Source organism: Micromonospora sp. NPDC047756 (assembly GCF_055587245.1).
Genome location: NZ_JBVJGQ010000004.1, coordinates 1 through 17,787, shown reverse-complemented (window position 1 = coordinate 17,787; position 17,787 = coordinate 1). Strand labels below are relative to the sequence as shown.

The following is a 17,787-nucleotide window of genomic DNA, read 5'->3' as shown; positions in this document are numbered from 1 at the left end:
GTCACTGACCAGCCTGGTCCAGTACGCCCCAGCGGCGTCGGATCGCCTTGTCCGCAGCGCCGAACGCGGCGTCTACGAGGAGTCCGACGACCAGGATGACGATCATCGTGGAGAGCAGCCAGGGTGAGTCGGACAACTCGCGGGAGTAGGTGAGCTGGGCGCCGAGCGAGGTCTGCGAGATGCCGACCACGAGTAGCTCACCCGCCATCAGGCTGCGCCAGGAGAACGCCCAGCCCTGCTTGAGCCCGGCGACGATCGCCGGGAGGGCGGCCGGTGCTATGACGTACCGGTAGAGGTTGAGCCCTCCGGCGCCCAGGTTGCGGCCGGCGCGCTTCAGCAGTGGCGGCACGTAGTCCACCCCGGAGATCACGCCGTTGGCGATGGATGGCGCCGCGCCGAGTACCACCACGAAGAAGATCGCCTTCTCGCTCAGCTCGAAGAGCAGGATGGCCAGCGGGAACCAGGCGATCGACGGCATGGTCTGCAACGCGGTGATCATCGAGCCGATGGCGGCGCGCAGCACCATGGACCGCGCTACCGCGAGGCCCAGCAGCAGGCCGACGGCGACCGAGAAGACGTACCCGACGGCGGCTCGGCGCAACGTGGTGAGCAGGCCGTCCCACAACTGCGGACCCTGGACCTGGGTCATCAGCTCGCGGCCGACCTCCAGCGGACCCGGCAGCGAGTACGTGGGCTTCCAACCCGAAAGGACCACCAGTTGCCAGGCGGCGATGGCGATGGCCAGTGCGGCGAGCTTGGGCCAGGTGGCCGCCCAGATCCGGGCGCCCCGGGAGACCTCCTTGTCCCGACCGGCGATCTCCAGCGCGTCGAGGCCGGTGATCTCCGCGTCGGTACGCGCCGAACTGGTGAGGGTGTCACTGGCCATGGCGGCCCACCTCCGTACGGAGCCGCTCGGTGACCTCGGCGGCGATGGCGGCGACCTCGGGGGAGTCGATCCGGCGAGGGCGCGGGATGTTCACCTCGGTGGAGTAGATGATCCGGCCGGGTCGGCTGGAGAGCAGGATGATCCGGTCGGCCAGCCGGGCCGCCTCGCGGACGTTGTGCGTCACGAAGAGCACCGAGAGCTTGCGCTCGGACCAGATCCGTTCCAGCTCGTCGTGCAGGATGTCGCGGGTCATCGCGTCCAGCGCCCCGAACGGTTCGTCCATCAGCAGCACCGGAGTGTCCAGGGCCAGCGTGCGGGCGAGCGCGACGCGCTGCCGCATTCCGCCGGAGAGTTCGTGCGGGCGCTTGCGGCCGAAGTCGGCCAGGTGGACGGTGCGCAGCAGCTCGGCCACCCGCTCGCGACGCTGGGCGCGGGGCAGTCGGCGAAGCTTGAGGGGCACCTCCACATTGGCGTCGACGGTCAGCCACGGGAAGAGCGCCGGCTCCTGGAACATCAGGCCCGGGTTGACGTCGCCGGCCAGGGTGATCTGCCCACCGCTGACCCGGTCCAGCCCGGCCACCAGGTTGAGCAGGGTGCTCTTGCCGCAGCCGGACGCGCCGACCAGGCAGACGAACTCGCCGGGTGCGACGTCCAGCGACACCCCGTCCAGGGCCAGGACGGCGTTCGCCCCGCGCCCGTACACCTTTGTCACGCCGGAGAGCGCGACCGCTGTGGTCGCGCTCTGCGGCGTCGTCGTGGTCGACGTCATGGCTGGACGACCTCGGGCTTGCCGGCGGCCTTCAGCGCGTTGTTGAGGTACTTCAGGTCGTACAGGCCCTTGAGGTCGACCGGCTCGGTCAGGCCGACGTCGACGGCGTGGTCGAGCCCGGCCTTCAGGGAGGACGAGATCGGGTCGTTGGTGAACTCCAACGTCGGCCACGCCTGCTTGATGAGCTTCAAGTCCAGCGGCTTTCCGGTGATCTTGCCGATCGCGTCGGAGATGGCCTGCTGCGCCTCGTCCGGCTTGGTGTTGACGAACTCGTTGGCGGCCACCTGACCGTCGACCAGCCTCTGCACCACGTCCGGGTGCGCCTTGAGGAACTTGGTGCTCACCAGCAGGTTGGTGATGACGAACTTCTTGTCCGGCCACAGGTCGCGCTCGTCGACGAGCACCTTGCCGCCGGCATTGACCAGGCGGGAGACGAACGGCTCGGGCACCCAGGCGCCGTCGATCGCGCCGCTGTTGAACGTCTCGATGGTCTGGGCGTTCTCCTGCGGCACGATCTTGACGTCGCCGCCGCCCTCCTTGGTGGTGGTCAGGCCCTGCTGCTTGAGCCAGTACCGGATCGCCACGTCCTGGGTGTTGCCCAGCTGCGGGGTGGCGATCTTCTTGCCCTTCAGGTCCTGCGCGCCGGTGATGCCGGGCTTGACCACCAGCGCCACGCCGCCGGAGGCCGCGCCGGAGATGACCCGGACGGCCTCGCCCTTGGACTTGGAGAAGGCGTTCACCGTCGGGTTCGGACCGATGTAGGTGGCGTCCAGCGCACCGGAGAAGACCGCTTCGATGGCGGCCGGGCCGGCGTTGAAGGTCTTCGGGTCCAGCTTGACGTTGGTGCCGAGCTTCTCGGTGAAGATGCCCTTCTCCACGCCGACGACGGCCGGCGCGTGGGTGATGTTGGGGAAGTAGCCGAGGCGCAGCGTCACCGGGCCGGAGCTGCCGCCCGCGCCCTCGCTGTCGTCGCCGCACGCGGCGGTGCTGCCCAGGGTCGCCGCGCCGAGGGCGGCGAGGGTGGCCAGGGTGACCAACCGGCGCAGAGGGAGCCGTCTCATCGTCCATCCAATCCGCAGTATTCCTACTTAGTTGGTAGGAAGAGTGGGCCAGGCTGTGGTCAGCGTCAAGGCCCATCCACATGGCGGGATGGCGCATCTCAATTATGTCGGTATTTCCTACCAGCTTGCTAGGGTAATCGGCGTTCGGTACCGGCTAGAGAGGCGGCTTCGCGATGACCTTCCACTGGTTCCTGCCCACCTCCGGCGACGGCGACCAGGTCGGTGCCGCCACCGTCACCGCGGGCGCCGCGAGGCACGACCGGGCCGCGACGGTGGCCTACCTGGCCGAGGTTGGCCGGGCCGCCGAGACGAACGGGTTCACCGCCGTTCTCACCCCGGTGGGCGCCGGCTGCCCCGACCCGTGGATCGTCTGCGCCGCGGTCGCCCAGCACACCGAACGGCTCGGCATGCTGGTCGCGGTCCGGGCCGGTTTCGCGCTGCCCACCCTGATCGCCCAGCAGGCCGAGGCGTTCCAGGCCGTCTCGGGTGGCCGGCTCTCGCTCAACATCGTGACCGGGGGCGACCCGGCCGAGCAGCGGGCGTACGGCGACTTCCTCGGGCACGACGACCGCTACGCGCGTACCGGCGAGTTCGTCGAGGTGCTGCGCCGTGCCTGGGCCGGCGGGCCGTTCGACTACGCCGGACAGCACTACCGGGTCGACGGCGGCGGCCTGGCCACCCCACTCGCCGCGCCGCCGCCGGTCTACTTCGGTGGCGCGTCCCCGGCTGCCGAGACGGTGGCCGCCCGGCAGGCCGACGTGTACCTGATGTGGGGTGAACCACCGACGTCGATCGCGGCCCGGGTCGCCCGGGTCCGGGCGCTCGCCGCAGAGCAGGGCCGCACCCTGCGCACCGGCCTCCGGCTGCACGTCATCTCCCGTCCGACCGCCGCCGAGGCGTGGGCCGAGGCCGACCGGCTGCTGGCCGGGATGAGCCCGGAGCGGATCGCCGCCGCCCAGGCCCGGTTCCGTCGGATGGACTCGGTGGGGCAGACCCGGATGGCCGCGCTGAACGCCGGCCGCACCGACGGGCTCACCGTCGCGCCGAACCTCTGGGCCGGCGTCGGCCTGGTCCGCGAGGGCGCCGGTACCGCGCTGGTCGGCAGCTACGCCGAGGTCGCGGCCCGAATCGACGAGTACGCCGCGCTCGGCGTCGACGAGTTCATCCTCTCCGGCTGGCCGCACCGCGAGGAGGCCGAGCGGGTCGGTGCCGAGGTGCTCCCTCTGGTGACAGCCCCGGTCGCGGCGGCTCCGGGAAGGTCGCGGGTGGCGGCGGTGTCGACGCGCTAGGGTCGACTCCGTGGCGGCGCGGAGATCCAGAATTCCAGCGACGAAGTATCCGGTCGAGCGGTTCACCCTCGACAACGGCCTGCGGGTGGTGCTCACCCCCGATCGCAGTGCCCCGGTGATCGGGGTGGCCGTCGTCTACGACGTGGGCATCCGCTCGGAGCCGGAGGGGCGTACCGGCTTCGCCCACCTCTTCGAGCACCTGATGTTCCAGGGCTCGGAGAACCTGGAGAAGCTGGCCCACTTCCGGCACGTGCAGGGCGCGGGGGGCACCTTCAACGGCTCCACCCACCTGGACTACACCGACTACTTCGAGACGCTGCCGAGCAACGCGCTGGAACGCGCGCTGTTCCTGGAGGCGGACCGGATGCGCGGCCCCCGGCTGACCGAGGAGAACCTGCGTAACCAGGTCGACGTGGTCAAGGAGGAGATCCGGGTCAACGTGCTCAACCGGCCGTACGGCGGCTTCCCCTGGCTGACCCTGCCTCCGGTCATGTTCGACACCTTCCCGAACGCCCACGACGGCTACGGCTCCTTCGACGACCTGGAGTCGGCGACCGTCGCCGACGCCGCGGACTTCTTCCGTCGCTACTACGCCAGCGGCAACGCCGTGCTGGCCGTCAGCGGGGACATCGACGTGGCCGAGGCGACCGAGCTGGTCACCCGGCACTTCGGCGACGTGCCGGCCCGGCCGGCACCGCAACGGCCCGACTTCACCGAGCCCGACCTGAGCGCCGAGCGGCGTACCTCGTACACCGACGCCCTGGCGCCGCTGCCGGCGGTGGCCGGCGCCTGGCGCGTGCCCGACCCGGTCACCGACTTCGCGGGCTACCTGCCGTACGTGGTGCTGGCCGAGGTGCTCACCGACGGCGACGCGTCGCGGCTGGTCGAACGACTGGTGCAGCGGGACCGCACGGTGACCAGCCTCGGCGGATACCTCGGGTTCATGGGCGACCCGTTCGACGTCCGCGACCCCACCGCGCTGCTGTTGCAGGCGCACCTGCCGCCCGGCGGCGACGTGGACAAGGTGCTGCGCACCATCGACGAGGAGCTGGACCGGCTGGCCACCGACGGGCTGACCGACGGCGAGCTGGCCCGCACCCAGGCCCGGATGGCGACCCACCTGCTGCGGGACACCGACGCGGTGCTCGGTCGGGCGCTGCGCATGGCGGTGCTGGAGCAGCAACGCGGCGAACCGGGTCTGCTCAACGAACTGCCCCGGCTGGTCGGCGAGGTCACCGAGGAGCAGGTCCGGGCCGCCGCGGCCACCCTGCGCCCGGAGCGCCGGGCCGCCATCGAGGTCATCGCCGGAGGCGTTCGGTGAGCGCGAGGAGCGAGCCGGTTCTGCGAGCCCCACAGTCGCGAACGAAGGTGACACAGTGAGTATCGCTACTTCTCCCGCCCACCCGCGTACGCTGCCGCCGCTCGGGCCGAACCGCAAGCTCAAGGTGCCCAAGCAGGCCGAGCGCACACTGCGCAACGGGCTCACCGTGATCGCCGTACGCCGGCCCGCCGTACCCCTGGTCGAACTGCGGCTCTGGGTGCCGTTCGGCCGGGTCCATCTGGCCCGCGGCGCGATGCTCTCGCAGACCATGCTCTCCGGCACCGAGTCGATGTCCAGCGTGCAGATCGCCGCCGAGTTGCAGAAGGTGGGCGGCGGGCTCTCCGCGGGCGTCGACCCGGACCGGCTGATGCTCTCCGGCGCCGGCCTGGTCACCGGTCTGGACCGGATGCTGGAGCTGCTGGCCGAGGTGCTGACCGGCGCCAGCTACCCCGGTGACGAGGTGGCCACCGAACGGGACCGACTCGTCGACCGGATCCAGGTGGCCCAGAGCCAGCCCTCGCACCTGGCCCGGGAGGCGCTGCTCAAGCGGATCTACGGCCGGCACCCGTACGCGACGCAGACGCCGGAGCCCGGCCAGATCCGTGCCGTCCGACCGGCGGCGCTGCGCACCCTGCACTCGGAGCGGGTCCACCCGACCGGCGCGCAGTTGGTGCTGGTCGGTGACGTCCAGCCGGAGAAGGCGCTGGACGCGGCCGAGCGGGCGCTCGGTGGCTGGTCGGGTGCCGGGCGGGTGGCCGAACTGCCGGCGACCCCGCCACTGGAGCCGGGGCCGCTGCTGCTGGTCGACCGGCCCGGCTCGGTGCAGTCCTCGTTGCGGATCGCGCTGCCGGCGGTGTCACGCACCGACCCGGACCACGCCCCGCTGCAACTGGCGAACCTGATCTTCGGCGGCTACTTCTCCTCCCGATGGGTGGAGAACATCCGCGAGGACAAGGGCTACACGTACGGCCCGCACTCGGTGATCGAGCACTCCGTCGCCGGGTCGGTGCTGGTCGCCGCCGCCGACGTGGCCACCGAGGTCACCGGCCCGGCGCTGCTGGAGACGACGTACGAGCTGGGTCGGTTGGCGTCGCTGCCGCCGAAGCCCGAGGAGTTGGAGCAGGCCCGGCAGTACGCCCTGGGCACCCTCCAGCTCGGCATGTCCACCCAGGCCGGGTTGGCGGCGTTGACCAGCGCGTACGCCGGCAACGGTCTGCGTCTGGACTTCCTGGCCGAGTACGCGGCGAGGCTGGCGAAGGCCAGCATCGACGACGTCGCAGCGGCGGCGGCCCGCTATCTGGCCCCGGCCCGGGCGGCGGTCGTGGTGCTCGGCGACGCGGAGCGGGTAACCCCGGGGCTGGCCGCGCTGACCACGGTGCAGACCGAGCCGCAGGCGTGAGCGAGCGGAGCGCTGGCGTGATCGAGCGAGCCCCGGGGCTCCGCAGCGAGGGGCTGACGTGAGCGGGGAGGCGGCGCCGCCGTTGGCGCGGTCCACGCTGGATCGGGCCGCGCACCGGCGGGTTGACCCGCAGTGGTTGACCGAGGCGTGGTTGCGCGCCCGGGTGCTGCTGCTCGACTCGACCGACGAGGGTCGGACGCTGGCCCGCACCGAGACGTCACCTCCGACGTTGGTGCTGTTCGGGGCGGCGGACGTGCCCGCCGGGTCGGAGTCGGTGGCGATGTTCCTGGGTGTCGAGCCGGACGGGGTGCCGGTCTTCGCTGTCGACGCGCCTCTTCCGGCGATCCCGGGGACCCGGGCGGTCCACCTCCGGGAGGTGGGTCACCTGCTGGCCGACCGGGAGGCTGGCATCTTCACCACCGCGTTGGCGCTGGTCAACTGGCACACGCGACACGGCTACTCGACGAGCACCGGCGCGCCGACCGCGATGGACGAGGCGGGTTGGTCCCGGGTGGACCGCAACGGTGGGCGGATCTGGCCGCGTACCGACCCGGCGATGATCGTGCTCGTTCACGACGGCGTGGACGGCCCGGACGGCCACTGCCTACTCGGCAACAATGCCGCCTGGCAGGGCACCCCGGGTGGTCGCCGCTACTCCTGCCTGGCCGGCTACGTCGAGCCCGGGGAGTCGGCGGAGGCGGCTGTGCTGCGCGAGGTCCGCGAGGAGGTGGGCATCGGCGTCGAGCGCATTGGGTACGTGGGCAGCCAGGCCTGGCCGTTCCCCGGGTCGCTGATGCTGGGCTTCCTGGCCACCGCCAACCCGGCCGAGCCGGTGCGGGTCGACCCGTCCGAGATCGCGTACGCCCGGTGGTTCTCCCGCCGGGAGATCGGGGCGGCGTTGGCCGGGCAGACGGTGGACGTGGGCGACGGTGCCCGGCTGATCCTGCCGCCTCCGTCGTCGATCGCGCTGTTCCTCATCCACCGCTGGCTGGACGGCTGGACGGACGCCGACCGCTGAGCACGGTCCCGACCCGTGGCCGCCGTTGCCGCGGCGGTCACGGGCCGGGAACACGGGCCGTCGTGGTCAGCGGGTGCGATCAAACGCGGCGGGGGAGCCGGTCCGACCACGACGGACGACCTGTGGAATCAGGTGCCGGTGTGGCCCGGTCTGTGTCGGAAGGCGGGCCGCGACTCGATCAGCGGAAGGACCTTGACCCGTTGCTTGCCGGCACGGACCGCGCCGACGGTGGCCAGGGCGCGGGCCAGTTGCAGCGCGGCGTCCCGGTTTTCGGCGTGCACGGTCTGCCGGCGCGACTCGGGCGCTGTCGTCTCGTCGCGAAGTCGGTGGCCGTCCGCCCAGGCGGCGGCGATGTCCCCGTCGGCGACGGCGCGGATGTCGGTGCGAACGATCAGGAACCGCATGAGGGTCTCCGGATGAACCGCGACGGATGAGCCAGTGTGGAAGTTCCACGTACTCGAGGCCATGTTACGCCCCGTGTTCGTCGCAGCAACTGAAACGCGCCTATCGGTTTCGAGCCTCGTCCGATCGGCGGATGCCTGCTCAGCGGGGTCGTCGGGTCGCCGAGAGACGGTGTCGGTGAGTCGTGGAGCGACGGGGTCGGCGGGTATGACGCGACGGGGCCGCCGGCAGTGCGCCGACGGCCCCGTACCAGTCACCAGGTCAGTTCAGATCGAACTGGCCCTCCTTCGCTCCGGTGATGAAGCCGAGCCATCCCGCGCGATTGAACAGCAGCACCGGGCCGCTCCGGTCCTTGCTGTCGCGCAGGGCGACCGCCGACGGTCCGGTGGCCAGCGGGGCGACCTCGACGCAGTTGGAGGTCTGGCTGCGTGTGCTGGTACGCCACGGGGCGTCCGCCAACGAGTGGGCGGAGACGGACGGCGTGTTGCGGATTTCGTTCATGGTTCTGCTCCTGAGGTGCAGCGATCCGATGGGACGAGTGGTGCCGCACGTCCCGACGGAAGGTCCCCCGTGGATCACCGGTCCGTCAGTCGCCCCGAATCCCGGCGGCGTTGGGTCGGCGCCGTTGCCGGCCCGAACGCCACTGTGGATGGGGGCGTCGCCTCGGTCAGCCGTCCCGTCGCCTCGATCAGCCAGGAGAGGGTGTCCGAGGCGTCAAGTGCCGCCTTGCATAGCCACTCGAACACCACTTTATAGCGATTTAGCGTGATTGACTCGGTCGACATGACGTCGGTGAAGCCACCTTCGATGGCCAATGTCTCCGGATCGAGGGGATCGGCGAACCGATAGACCGAGAAGGCGGTCGGCGGAAGGTACCAATCGCCGATCTGGGTGTCCCGGGGTAGCACGTGCAGGGCCACGTTGGGCAGCAGCGCCAGCTCGCAGAGCTGGAGCAGTTGTTCGTGCAGCACCTCCGGCGGCCCGGCCCGGCGGCCGAGAGCCGCTTCCTCCAACACCGCCGTGTAGCGGGGAGCGTGCGGCTCACGCGTCAGCAGCGACTGGCGGGCCAGTCGCGCCTGCACCTCGGTCTCCGGCTCGTCGCCGGGCTCCGGCTCGCCCGCGCCCGCGTTCACCTGCCGGGCCGACACGATCCGGAGCTGGGCGTACCCGGGGGTCTGCAACAGGCCCGGCACCAGCACCGGGTTGTACTCGGAGATCTCCGCGCAGCCCGCCTCCAACTCGGCCCAGCCGCGCTGTTGCTGCGTCATCACCGGGAAGTTCTTCAACCAGCCGCGCATGTCGCCGGCCTCGTTGGTGATGCCCAGCAGCTCGTCGTGCAGCGCCTGGTCGGCCCCGTAGAGGTCGAGCAGGTCGCCGACGTCCTGCGGGTCCGGTCGACTGCGGCCGTTCTCCAGGCGGGACAGTTTGGACGCGGAGGCCCAACCGATACGCTCGATGACCTGATCGCCGGTGAGACCCGCGGCCTCGCGGAGGCGACGCAGCTCGATGCCCAACCGGCGACGACGCAGGATCGGGCTGGGTGCGGCAGGAGGCACAGTGTCCTCTTTCCCGTCGACCGCCGCAGACGCGACGGTAACTGTATGAAATTCGCCCCCCACGGTCAGTATGGACGGCGCGACCGGTGTCGGAGGTTCCGGCGAGGGCGTGTCTTGCGAAAATCGCACCACGGGAATGCCGGATAACGACGGACCCGCGGTCGCGGCCCGTCGACCTCGCCCACCCGGGCACGCCATCCCGCCGGAGGGACCCATGCGCACGATCCTGCGCCGACCCGACTTCCGTCTGCTCTTCGGCGGTCTGCTGGCCAGCATGACCGCCGAGTCGATCCTGCTGCTCGCACTCGCCATCTGGGTCAAGGATCTGACCGGCTCGAACGGGTTGGCCGGTGCCACGATCTTCGCGGTCATCGCTCCGATGACGCTGGCGCCGCTGGTCGGCTGGGTTGTCGACCGTTACCCGCGCCGACCGTTCTTCGTGGCCGCGAACGTGTTCACGGCAGCCCTGCTCGCCCCGTTGTTCACCGTCCGCGACGCGGGCGACGTCTGGGTCGTCTATCTGGTGGCGGCCCTGTACGGACTCTCGTCCATCACGCTCGGGGCGGCGCTCAGTGGGCTCATCCGCGAGATGGTGCCGATCGAGCTGCTGGGGGAGGCGAACGGCGTTCTGCAGACCGTACGTCAGGGGATTCGACTTGTCGGCCCGCTGGTGGGCGCGGCGCTCTACGCGGCGCTCGGCGGATGGGCACTGGCCGGGATCGGCATGGTCGGATTTCTGATCGCGGCGGCGGTGGTCACCGCGCTGCCCACCCCGCAGCAGCGGCAATCTGCCGTCCGGCTGCGGTGGCCGGCCGAACTGGGCGCCGGTCTGCGGCACCTGGCCGGTGAGCCCGCTCTGCGGCGGGCCCTGCTCGGCTACGGGCTCGGGTCACTGGTGATGGGCTTCAGCGAGTCGCTCATCTTCGCCTACGTCGACCAGGGGCTGAACCGGGATGCCGCGTTCGTGGGGGTGCTGTTCACCGTGCAGGGCGTCGGTGGGTTGCTCGGTGGGCTCTGCTCGCCGACGCTGGTCCGCCGGCTCGGAGAGGTCGGGACACTGGCCGCCGGGGTCGCCTTCTTCTCTCCGGCCGCGCTCGCGCTCGCGTTCCCCGATCTGTGGCTCGGGTTCGCGGCGGTGCTGCTGGCCGGGGTCTCGCTTCCGCTGACGATGGTGGGTCTGCACACGCTGATCCAGCGCCGCACGCCGCCTTCGCTGGTCGGCCGGGTCGCCGCCGCCACCCAGGCGGTGGTCCGCGGGCCGCAGGCGGTCTCCATCGGGGCGGGGGCCCTGCTGGTCGGGTTCCTGGACTACCGGCTGCTGTTCGCGCTGGTCGGGGTGGCCACCCTGGCCGCCGGCAGCTACCTGTGGCGGGGCCGGCACCTGAGCGCCCCGGCCGGGGCCCGCCCGCCGACGCCGCCCACCCGCCCGACGCTTCCGGCACCCCGCCGTCCAGCCGAGGACGCCGACCGAGCCGGGCTTCCGGCACCCCGCCGTCCGGCCGAGGACGCCGACCGGCCCGGGCTTCCGGCACCCACCGACGGTGGCTACCGGGGCCGCTTCCCGAAGACGACGAGCGGCCGCCCCGGGTGGGGCGGCCGCTCACCGAGAATGAACCGGCAGATCAGGCGCTGAGTGTCTCCAGGTGCTGCTTCACCTGGGTGATCGAGGGATTCGTCAGGGCGCTGCCGTCGGCGAAACGCAGCGTCGGCACCGTCTGGTTACCGCCGTTGACGCTCATCACGAAGTCCGCGGCCTTCGGGTCCTGCTCGATGTCGACCACCTCGTACCCGATGCCCTCCCGGTCGAGCTGGGACTTCAGCCGGTGGCAATAGCCGCACCAGGGGGTGGAATACATCGTCAGCATGGTCGGATCCTCCAACTCCTCCGGCCGCGACTTGGGGATCAAGCCGAGGCTGTTCGCTGCAACGCTGGGAGGAGCTGAGATGATTCCTGGTTGTGGTGGTTCACTCAGCGTCGGAACAGGTGCTCGCCGGGCTGGACCCGGAGCAACGCGCCGCCGTGACCGCACCTGCGGGCCCGGTCTGCATCCTGGCCGGCGCCGGCACCGGCAAGACCCGGGCGGTCACCTCCCGAATCGCCCACCGGGCTCTCTCCGGGGAGATCTCCCCCCGCCACGTGCTCGCGGTCACCTTCACCGCCCGGGCCGCCGCCGAGATGCGACACCGTCTCACGCTGCTCGGGGCGCAGGGTGTCCAGGCCCGGACATTCCACGCGGCCGCGCTGCGCCAGGTGCGGTACTTCGCCCCCCGGCTGCTGGCCGGCCGCGCCATGCCCGAACTGCTGGACAGCAAGGTACGACTGGTCACCCTCGCCGCCGCGCGGGTCGGCCTGCGTACCGACCGGGCGGCCGCCCGCGACCTGGCCGGCGAGATCGAGTGGGCGAAGTCGTCGCTGGTCGAGCCGACCGAATACGTGGTGGCCGCGGCCCGGGCCCTGCGCGACACACCGCACGAGCCGACGAAGGTCGCCGACGTGTTCACGGCGTACGAGCAGCTCAAACGGTCGAACGGCGTGATCGACTTCGAGGACATGCTGCGGGCCGCGGTGTGGGGCATCGAGGAGCACCCGGACGTCGGCGAGCAGATCCGCAGCCAGTACCGGCACTTCGTGGTCGACGAGTACCAGGACGTCAACCCACTCCAGCAGCGGTTGCTGGACGCCTGGTTGGCCGGTCGCAACGACCTGACAGTGGTCGGCGACGCCAGCCAGACGATCTACTCGTTCACCGGGGCTACCTCGGCGTACCTGGTCGACTTTCCCCGCCGGCACCGCAACGCCACAGTGGTCCGGCTGGTCCGTGACTACCGCTCCACCCCGCAGGTGGTCGGGCTGGCCAACGCGGTGATCTCCCAGGCCCGGGGCACCGAGGCGCGCCTGCGGCTGGAGTTGAGCGGGCAACGCCCACCCGGCCCCGAGCCGGACCTGCGGATCTTCACCGACGAGCCGGCCGAGGCGAACGCCGTGGCCGCGCGCTGCCGGTCGCTGATCGACGCGGGCACACCGGCGAAGGAGATCGCCGTGCTGTTCCGCGTCAACGCGCAGTCCGAGGCGTACGAGAAGGCGCTGACCGAGGCCGAGGTGCCGTACGTCGTGCAGGGCGCCGAGCGGTTCTTCGAACGGACCGAGGTGCGCCAGGCGATGGTCGCGCTGCGGGCGTCCACCCGCTCGATCCCGGGGGAGACACCGCTGCCGGCCGCCGTCGTCGAGGCGCTCACCGCCGTCGGCTGGGCCCCGGACGCGCCCCCGGCCGGCGGCGCCGCCCGCGAGCGGTGGGAGGCGCTGTCCGCGCTGGTCCAGCTCGCCGAGGAGTACGCGGCCACCCCCGAGGTCGTGCCGATCGGCGAGGCCGCCTCGGTGGAGCGCCCGGTCACCCTCACCGACTTCACCGAGGAGTTGGCGCGCCGGGCCGCACAGCAGCACGTGCCGACGGTGGACGGTGTGACCCTGGCGTCCCTGCACTCGGCCAAGGGGCTGGAGTGGGACGCCGTCTTCCTGGTCGGCCTCGCCGAGGGCACCCTGCCCACCACCTACGCCAAGACCGTCGAACAGGTCGAGGAGGAGCGCCGGCTGCTCTACGTCGGAATCACCCGCGCCCGGGAGTGGCTCTGGCTGTCGTACGCCGCGGCGCGCTCGCCGGGTGGACGAGCCCGGCGGCCGTCGCGGTTCCTGCCCCAGCTGGACCGCTCCGGCGGCACGGAACGGGCGACCGGCGGCACGGGTCCGGCCCGTGGTCCCGAGCGACGGCGGACCCAGATCGTGTCCTGCCGGATCTGCGGCGCGACCCTGCTCGCGGGCCCGGACCGCAAGCTCGGCCGCTGCCCCACCTGCCCGTCCGACATAGACGACGAGCTGCACGAACGGCTGCGCGAGTGGCGGCAGCGGGTGGCCGGCGCGCAGAAGGTCCCGGCCTACGTGGTCTTCACCGACGCGACGCTTGTCGCCCTGGCCGAGCGCCGCCCGGGTCGGTCGGAGGAGCTGATCGCCATCGCCGGTATCGGGCCCCGCAAGCTGGGTCTGTACGGGGACTCGGTGCTGGCCCTGGTGGCCGGTGCCGGGGTGGACGATGTATGCCCTGAGAAAACTTTCGAAATCTCGTCGTAAATTCGTTTGCCCTCGCCCCGGCGCGAGGAATAGCCTCAGGACACACCACGCGAGCGGCGCCATTCCGGCTGCTCACGAGGTCGGTCCAGTCGATTCGAGGAACGTGAGGGAGGTGGCACCCGTGAAGATCTTCACCTATGAGCGTCTGGCGGCGATGCCGTCTGTCTGCGCTCCGCTGTCGGCTGTCCGGGTGGCCCTTGCGGCTGCACGACCGTCGGTTCCACAGGTGCACCAGGTTCAGGCCGAGCTGACCCTGACCGTCGCGCCCGCTGGAGTCGAGGGGACCAGTGGCTTCACGGGCAATGGCATCCAGGTCGTCAAGAAGCGCATGGATGTCCGCGGCGTTCCACCTCGAGGTAAACCGGTCTGACCATCAGACTCCGGCTCACCTCGAGGCCGCGGAACCCGCTTACCGGGATCCGCGGCCTCAGTTTTTTGCCCGCCGTAAGTACGTCGGAATGCGATCCACGAGATCGAAGTGAGAGAGAGGTGACCGGGAGATGAGTCTGGCGTTGGCCCCCCTCGACATGAGCGTCGAGATGGAGGCGAACCTGCCCTGCCGGAAGTTCGACCCCGACCTGTGGTTCTCCGACTCGCCCACCGAGCTCGAGCTGGCCAAGTCACTCTGCGGGGACTGCCCGCTGCGTGTCGAATGCCTGGCCGGAGCCGTTGAGCGAGCGGAGCCCTGGGGCGTCTGGGGCGGCGAGATCTTCGAGCGTGGCGCGGTTGTCCCGCGTAAGCGGCCCCGTGGCCGTCCGCGTAAGGAGGACGTCGCCCGTGACGCCGAGCTTCGGGTCGAGGCCGAGGCGCGCCTGGCGGCCAGTGGGCTGTCCGAGGTGCGTGGCGCGGTCCGCCTGGCAGCCTGACATGTTCCCGACCCGTTCCAACTACGCCGGTGGCACACCGGCAGTGAGTGAGAAGACGATGTTGAACGTTCCGAGTGGAGCCTTCGAGATGCAACTACTCCACGAAGCGTTGTCCCGGGCTCGAATGCGCCGGCCTCAGGCCGGTCGTACCACCACGAGCACTGAGGCAACCCGATCCGCCCGTACCGTCGCCATGACCAGCCGCAATCAGGCGGCCCGCGACCTGGGCGTTCTCTAGTACCACTCCACGCAGAAGGGCGGGTGCCGACTGGCACCCGCCCTTCCCCATGTGATCAGCCGCCCGGCCTCGACGTGATCAGCCGCCCCGGGTCTCGACGGTCAGGCGACCGGGGCGAAACCGGGCAGCCAGCGCTCCAGGATGCTCCGGTACGGCGCCTTCGCCTCCAACTGGCACAGCACCCCGATCGACCCGAGCGTCACCCGGTGGATCAGCAGGTACGACGGTGGCAGGTTGAGCTGCCTGCTCAGCTGGTACGTGGGGGAGCGAGGGCTGGCCAGTCGACCCGCCTCGGCCCGTAGCCAGGCCCGGGTGAACCGGAAGCCGTCCGCCGCTATGGGCTCCAGCATGGGGCGGATGAAGTCCAGCACCCCCTCGGCGTCGATCTCCTCGGCCGAGCCGATGAACCCCTCCGACCGCAGCCCCGCCACGACCTCGTCGGCATCGCCGCGCAGGGCTGTCGCGGCGATACGACCGATCGGCTCCGGGGTGCCCTCCGGCATCCGGGCCACCGCACCGAAGTCGATCACCCCGAGTCGACCGTCCGGCAGCAGCCGGAAGTTTCCCGGGTGCGGGTCGGCGTGCAGCAGCCCGGCCCGTTGCGGCGCGGAGAGGTGCAGGGTGGCCATCAACCGACCCGCCTCGTCCCGATCCTCCTCGGTGCCCTCGCGGATGATGTCGGCCAGCGGGGTGCCGGTCACCCATTCGGTGACCAGCACCCGGGGCGAAGCGTTGATCACCTCCGGGATGTAGATCTCCGGGTCGTCGGCGTACGCGGCGGCGAAGGTGCGCTGCGACTCGGCCTCCAACTCGTAGTCCAACTCCTCGGTGATCCGTTCGCGAAGCTCGGCCAGGAGCGGCTTGACGTCCAGGCCGGGCTGGATGGCCCGGAACATTCCGCCCAGTCGGGAGAGCTGCTTGAGGTCGGCGAGCAGAGCGTCGCCGGCCCCCGGATACTGGATCTTGACCGCCACGTCGCGGCTGTTCGGTTCGCCCGACTCGTCGAAGCCCGGCTCGCGCCACCGCGCCCGGTGCACCTGGCCGATGCTCGCGGCGGCGGCCGGGACGTCGTTGAACTCGACGAACATGTCCCGCCAGTCGGGGCCGAGCTGCTCGGCCAGCACCTTGTGCACGCTGGCGGCTGGCAGCGGCGGCGCCGCCTCCTGCAACTTCGTCAGCGCCTGCCGGTAGGGCGCGGCGATCTCCTCCGGCAACGCGGCCTCGAAGACCGACAGCGCCTGGCCGAACTTCATCGCCCCGCCCTTGAGCTGGCCCAGCACGCTGAACAGCTGCTCGGCGGTGCGCTGCTGAATCTCCGCGGAGATCACGTCGGAGGCCAGCCCGGTGACGCGCTTGCCCATCCCGAGAACGGTCCGGCCGGCGAAGCCGAGCGGCAGGGCGGCGAGCTTGGCGGTGCGGGACACGGCGCGGCGCGGGATGTCGGTCACCCGGTCATTGTTACCGACCGGAGGGCCCCGCTGCTGCTCTGCGGCTGGGCTGGTGCGGACACTCGGCCTCGCGAGCACGCACACGCCGGGTGCGGCGGCCAGCCCCGGCGGCGGAAATGGCCGGTACCGGTGATCTCCATGGCGCTGCCCAGCGTCTCCGGTTGGCCGCCGTCGAGCTGCATCAGCGCCTCGGCCAGGGCGTACCCGCAGGCGACGAGCAGCGTGCCGGTCGTCGCGGCGGCCACCGGGTCGGCGGCGGCGAGTTGCGCGGCGAGCCGGGGCCAGTCCGGGTCGCGGTCGGCCCGGTGCAGCTCGACGCAGTGCAGGCAGGGCCCGGCGGGTGGGCGGACCATCGGCCCGATCACCGGTACGCCCTCGCGCAGCGTGACCAGCAGGTGCGGCTGTCGGCGCTGGGCGAGACCGGCGGCCAGCAGCGCCGGGGGTCGGTCCGTACCGAGCTGGATCACCAGGTCGATCCGCCCGCCGCGGCTCGGATGGGTGCCGGTGCCGGGTGCGACGCGGTCGACCGCGGCCCGCACCGCCGGTGCGAGTGGCCGACCCAGTTCGGCGGCGGGGATGCCGGTGCCGACCAGATCGGCGGCGCGTACCGAGCCGGTGAGCTGGGGAATCACCTGCCCCACACCGGACTGGGCCAGTGCCACGGTCAGCGGCCCGCCGAGCGCCCCAGCACCGGTGAGCAGGACGCGGGCCGCCCGCCGCCTGCGCAGGACCTGCGCGGGGGTGCCGGGCAGTCGGGCGGCGGCCAGGGCCAGCGCGCCGGCCTCCGCCGCGAGCCGGGCCCGGACCGTGCCGGTCAGGTCGCGGGGAAGCAGGCTGTGCGCGGCCACCAACAGGCCGGCGGCCCGCAGGGTGTCGAGCAGGGTACGCGCGTCGTCGGCGCTGACCTGGGCGGAAGCCGCCTGGATCAGCACGGTCCGCTCGCTGCGGCTGCCGTCGAGCAGGTCGAGCAGGTGGGCGGCGCGGGGGTTGGCCAACTCCAGTAGGGCGGCCGGCCCGGGGCCGACACCGAGTTGGAGGGTGTGTCGGTCCCGCCAGAGCCGGTTGAGGCCGGGCAGCAGGGTGGGGCGGGGCAGTACGGTGCGGCTCATGGTCACGAATCGTGACCGCGTCTTAGCGTTCAGTCGATCGTTGTCCACAGGCGGTCAGGCCGCTGTCCAGCGCTATCCACAGGGTTTCGCGAGTTTTCCACAGCCCTTCCCGCCTGGTGTCGGCCACCCGACAGGGCTCCCGCAGGGGCGTCACCACTCGCGATTGGCAACGGGGGTGGGGGGGGCCCCCCCCCCCCCCCCCCCCCCACCAACCCACGGGGCACAAACAAGGCCGTCCCCCCGAGGGGGTAAAAGTTTTAAACGCAAAAAACGAACATACCCGAGGACTCGAAATAAAACTG

16 protein-coding genes and 1 pseudogene are annotated in these 17,787 nt (G+C 71.5%); 8 read left to right on the top strand and 9 right to left on the bottom strand.

Annotated elements, in window-relative coordinates:
• Nucleotide 1 precedes the first annotated feature (1 nt).
• Genes ACZ6NZ_RS13225 through ACZ6NZ_RS13215 form a run of 3 tightly spaced genes read right to left on the bottom strand, consistent with a single transcriptional unit; the run spans nucleotide 2 to nucleotide 2,716 of the window.
• On the bottom strand, nucleotides 2–886 hold the full coding sequence (locus tag ACZ6NZ_RS13225; RefSeq protein WP_465858441.1) for an ABC transporter permease: 885 nt from the start codon (nucleotides 884–886) through the stop codon (nucleotides 2–4).
• On the bottom strand, nucleotides 876–1,655 hold the full coding sequence (locus tag ACZ6NZ_RS13220; protein WP_465858440.1) for an ABC transporter ATP-binding protein: 780 nt from the start codon (nucleotides 1,653–1,655) through the stop codon (nucleotides 876–878). The genes ACZ6NZ_RS13225 and ACZ6NZ_RS13220 overlap by 11 nt, the downstream gene beginning before the upstream one ends.
• Nucleotides 1,652–2,716 carry an ABC transporter substrate-binding protein gene (locus ACZ6NZ_RS13215; RefSeq protein ID WP_366607826.1) on the bottom strand — a complete coding sequence of 355 codons (1,065 nt, stop codon included), beginning with the start codon at nucleotides 2,714–2,716 and terminating at the stop codon, nucleotides 1,652–1,654. Before ACZ6NZ_RS13215 ends, ACZ6NZ_RS13220 begins: the two co-directional genes overlap by 4 nt.
• Nucleotides 2,717–2,889: 173 nt before the next feature.
• Between ACZ6NZ_RS13215 and ACZ6NZ_RS13210 the strand changes: the two genes are divergently transcribed.
• Genes ACZ6NZ_RS13210 through nudC form a run of 4 tightly spaced genes read left to right on the top strand, consistent with a single transcriptional unit; the run spans nucleotide 2,890 to nucleotide 7,743 of the window.
• On the top strand, nucleotides 2,890–4,005 hold the full coding sequence (locus ACZ6NZ_RS13210) for an LLM class flavin-dependent oxidoreductase (protein ID WP_465858439.1): 1,116 nt from the start codon (nucleotides 2,890–2,892) through the stop codon (nucleotides 4,003–4,005).
• Between the two features lie 10 nt (nucleotides 4,006–4,015).
• Nucleotides 4,016–5,326, top strand: coding sequence for a M16 family metallopeptidase (locus ACZ6NZ_RS13205; protein ID WP_091406156.1), 1,311 nt, complete (start codon nucleotides 4,016–4,018; stop codon nucleotides 5,324–5,326).
• Nucleotides 5,327–5,381: 55 nt separating this feature from the next.
• Nucleotides 5,382–6,725, top strand: a complete 1,344-nt coding sequence (locus ACZ6NZ_RS13200; RefSeq protein WP_465858438.1) for a M16 family metallopeptidase — start codon at nucleotides 5,382–5,384, stop codon at nucleotides 6,723–6,725.
• A gap of 58 nt (nucleotides 6,726–6,783) precedes the next feature.
• Nucleotides 6,784–7,743, top strand: a complete 960-nt coding sequence (nudC, locus tag ACZ6NZ_RS13195; protein WP_465858437.1) for an NAD(+) diphosphatase — start codon at nucleotides 6,784–6,786, stop codon at nucleotides 7,741–7,743.
• Nucleotides 7,744–7,871: 128 nt separating this feature from the next.
• Here nudC and ACZ6NZ_RS13190 read toward each other — a convergent pair whose 3' ends face one another.
• The 3 genes from ACZ6NZ_RS13190 to ACZ6NZ_RS13180 form a co-directional block, all read right to left on the bottom strand.
• Nucleotides 7,872–8,147, bottom strand: a complete 276-nt coding sequence (locus ACZ6NZ_RS13190; protein WP_396790343.1) for a hypothetical protein — start codon at nucleotides 8,145–8,147, stop codon at nucleotides 7,872–7,874.
• A 259-nt stretch (nucleotides 8,148–8,406) separates the two neighbouring features.
• Nucleotides 8,407–8,646, bottom strand: a complete 240-nt coding sequence (locus tag ACZ6NZ_RS13185; protein WP_465858436.1) for a DUF397 domain-containing protein — start codon at nucleotides 8,644–8,646, stop codon at nucleotides 8,407–8,409.
• Between the two features lie 74 nt (nucleotides 8,647–8,720).
• Nucleotides 8,721–9,701: a helix-turn-helix domain-containing protein gene (locus ACZ6NZ_RS13180; protein WP_366607838.1), complete on the bottom strand. Its 981-nt coding sequence runs from the start codon at nucleotides 9,699–9,701 to the stop codon at nucleotides 8,721–8,723.
• A gap of 214 nt (nucleotides 9,702–9,915) precedes the next feature.
• On the opposite strand from ACZ6NZ_RS13180, the pseudogene ACZ6NZ_RS13175 reads away from it, so the two are divergent.
• Nucleotides 9,916–11,184 (top strand): annotated as a pseudogene (locus ACZ6NZ_RS13175) (MFS transporter); the annotation flags it as partial.
• Between the two features lie 139 nt (nucleotides 11,185–11,323).
• On the opposite strand, the gene ACZ6NZ_RS13170 reads toward ACZ6NZ_RS13175, so the two are convergent.
• Entirely contained in the window at nucleotides 11,324–11,566 is a 243-nt protein-coding gene (locus ACZ6NZ_RS13170; protein ID WP_366607840.1) for a mycoredoxin, read from the bottom strand.
• Nucleotides 11,567–11,658: 92 nt separating this feature from the next.
• Between ACZ6NZ_RS13170 and ACZ6NZ_RS13165 the strand changes: the two genes are divergently transcribed.
• The 3 genes from ACZ6NZ_RS13165 (at nucleotide 11,659) to ACZ6NZ_RS13155 (ending at nucleotide 14,690) form a co-directional block, all read left to right on the top strand.
• Nucleotides 11,659–13,824, top strand: a complete 2,166-nt coding sequence (locus ACZ6NZ_RS13165; protein ID WP_465858435.1) for an ATP-dependent DNA helicase UvrD2 — start codon at nucleotides 11,659–11,661, stop codon at nucleotides 13,822–13,824.
• Between the two features lie 154 nt (nucleotides 13,825–13,978).
• Nucleotides 13,979–14,194 (top strand): hypothetical protein, encoded by a 216-nt coding sequence (locus ACZ6NZ_RS13160; protein ID WP_465858858.1) that lies wholly within the window; start codon nucleotides 13,979–13,981, stop codon nucleotides 14,192–14,194.
• Nucleotides 14,195–14,324: 130 nt separating this feature from the next.
• Nucleotides 14,325–14,690, top strand: coding sequence for a WhiB family transcriptional regulator (locus ACZ6NZ_RS13155; protein WP_030490434.1), 366 nt, complete (start codon nucleotides 14,325–14,327; stop codon nucleotides 14,688–14,690).
• Nucleotides 14,691–15,029: 339 nt separating this feature from the next.
• Here ACZ6NZ_RS13155 and ACZ6NZ_RS13150 read toward each other — a convergent pair whose 3' ends face one another.
• A complete protein-coding gene (locus ACZ6NZ_RS13150) occupies nucleotides 15,030–16,376 on the bottom strand; it encodes an ABC1 kinase family protein (RefSeq protein WP_366607846.1) in 1,347 nt (448 codons plus the stop codon).
• A complete protein-coding gene (locus tag ACZ6NZ_RS13145) occupies nucleotides 16,373–17,485 on the bottom strand; it encodes a TOMM precursor leader peptide-binding protein (RefSeq protein ID WP_465858434.1) in 1,113 nt (370 codons plus the stop codon). The genes ACZ6NZ_RS13150 and ACZ6NZ_RS13145 overlap by 4 nt, the downstream gene beginning before the upstream one ends.
• Nucleotides 17,486–17,787 lie beyond the last annotated feature (302 nt).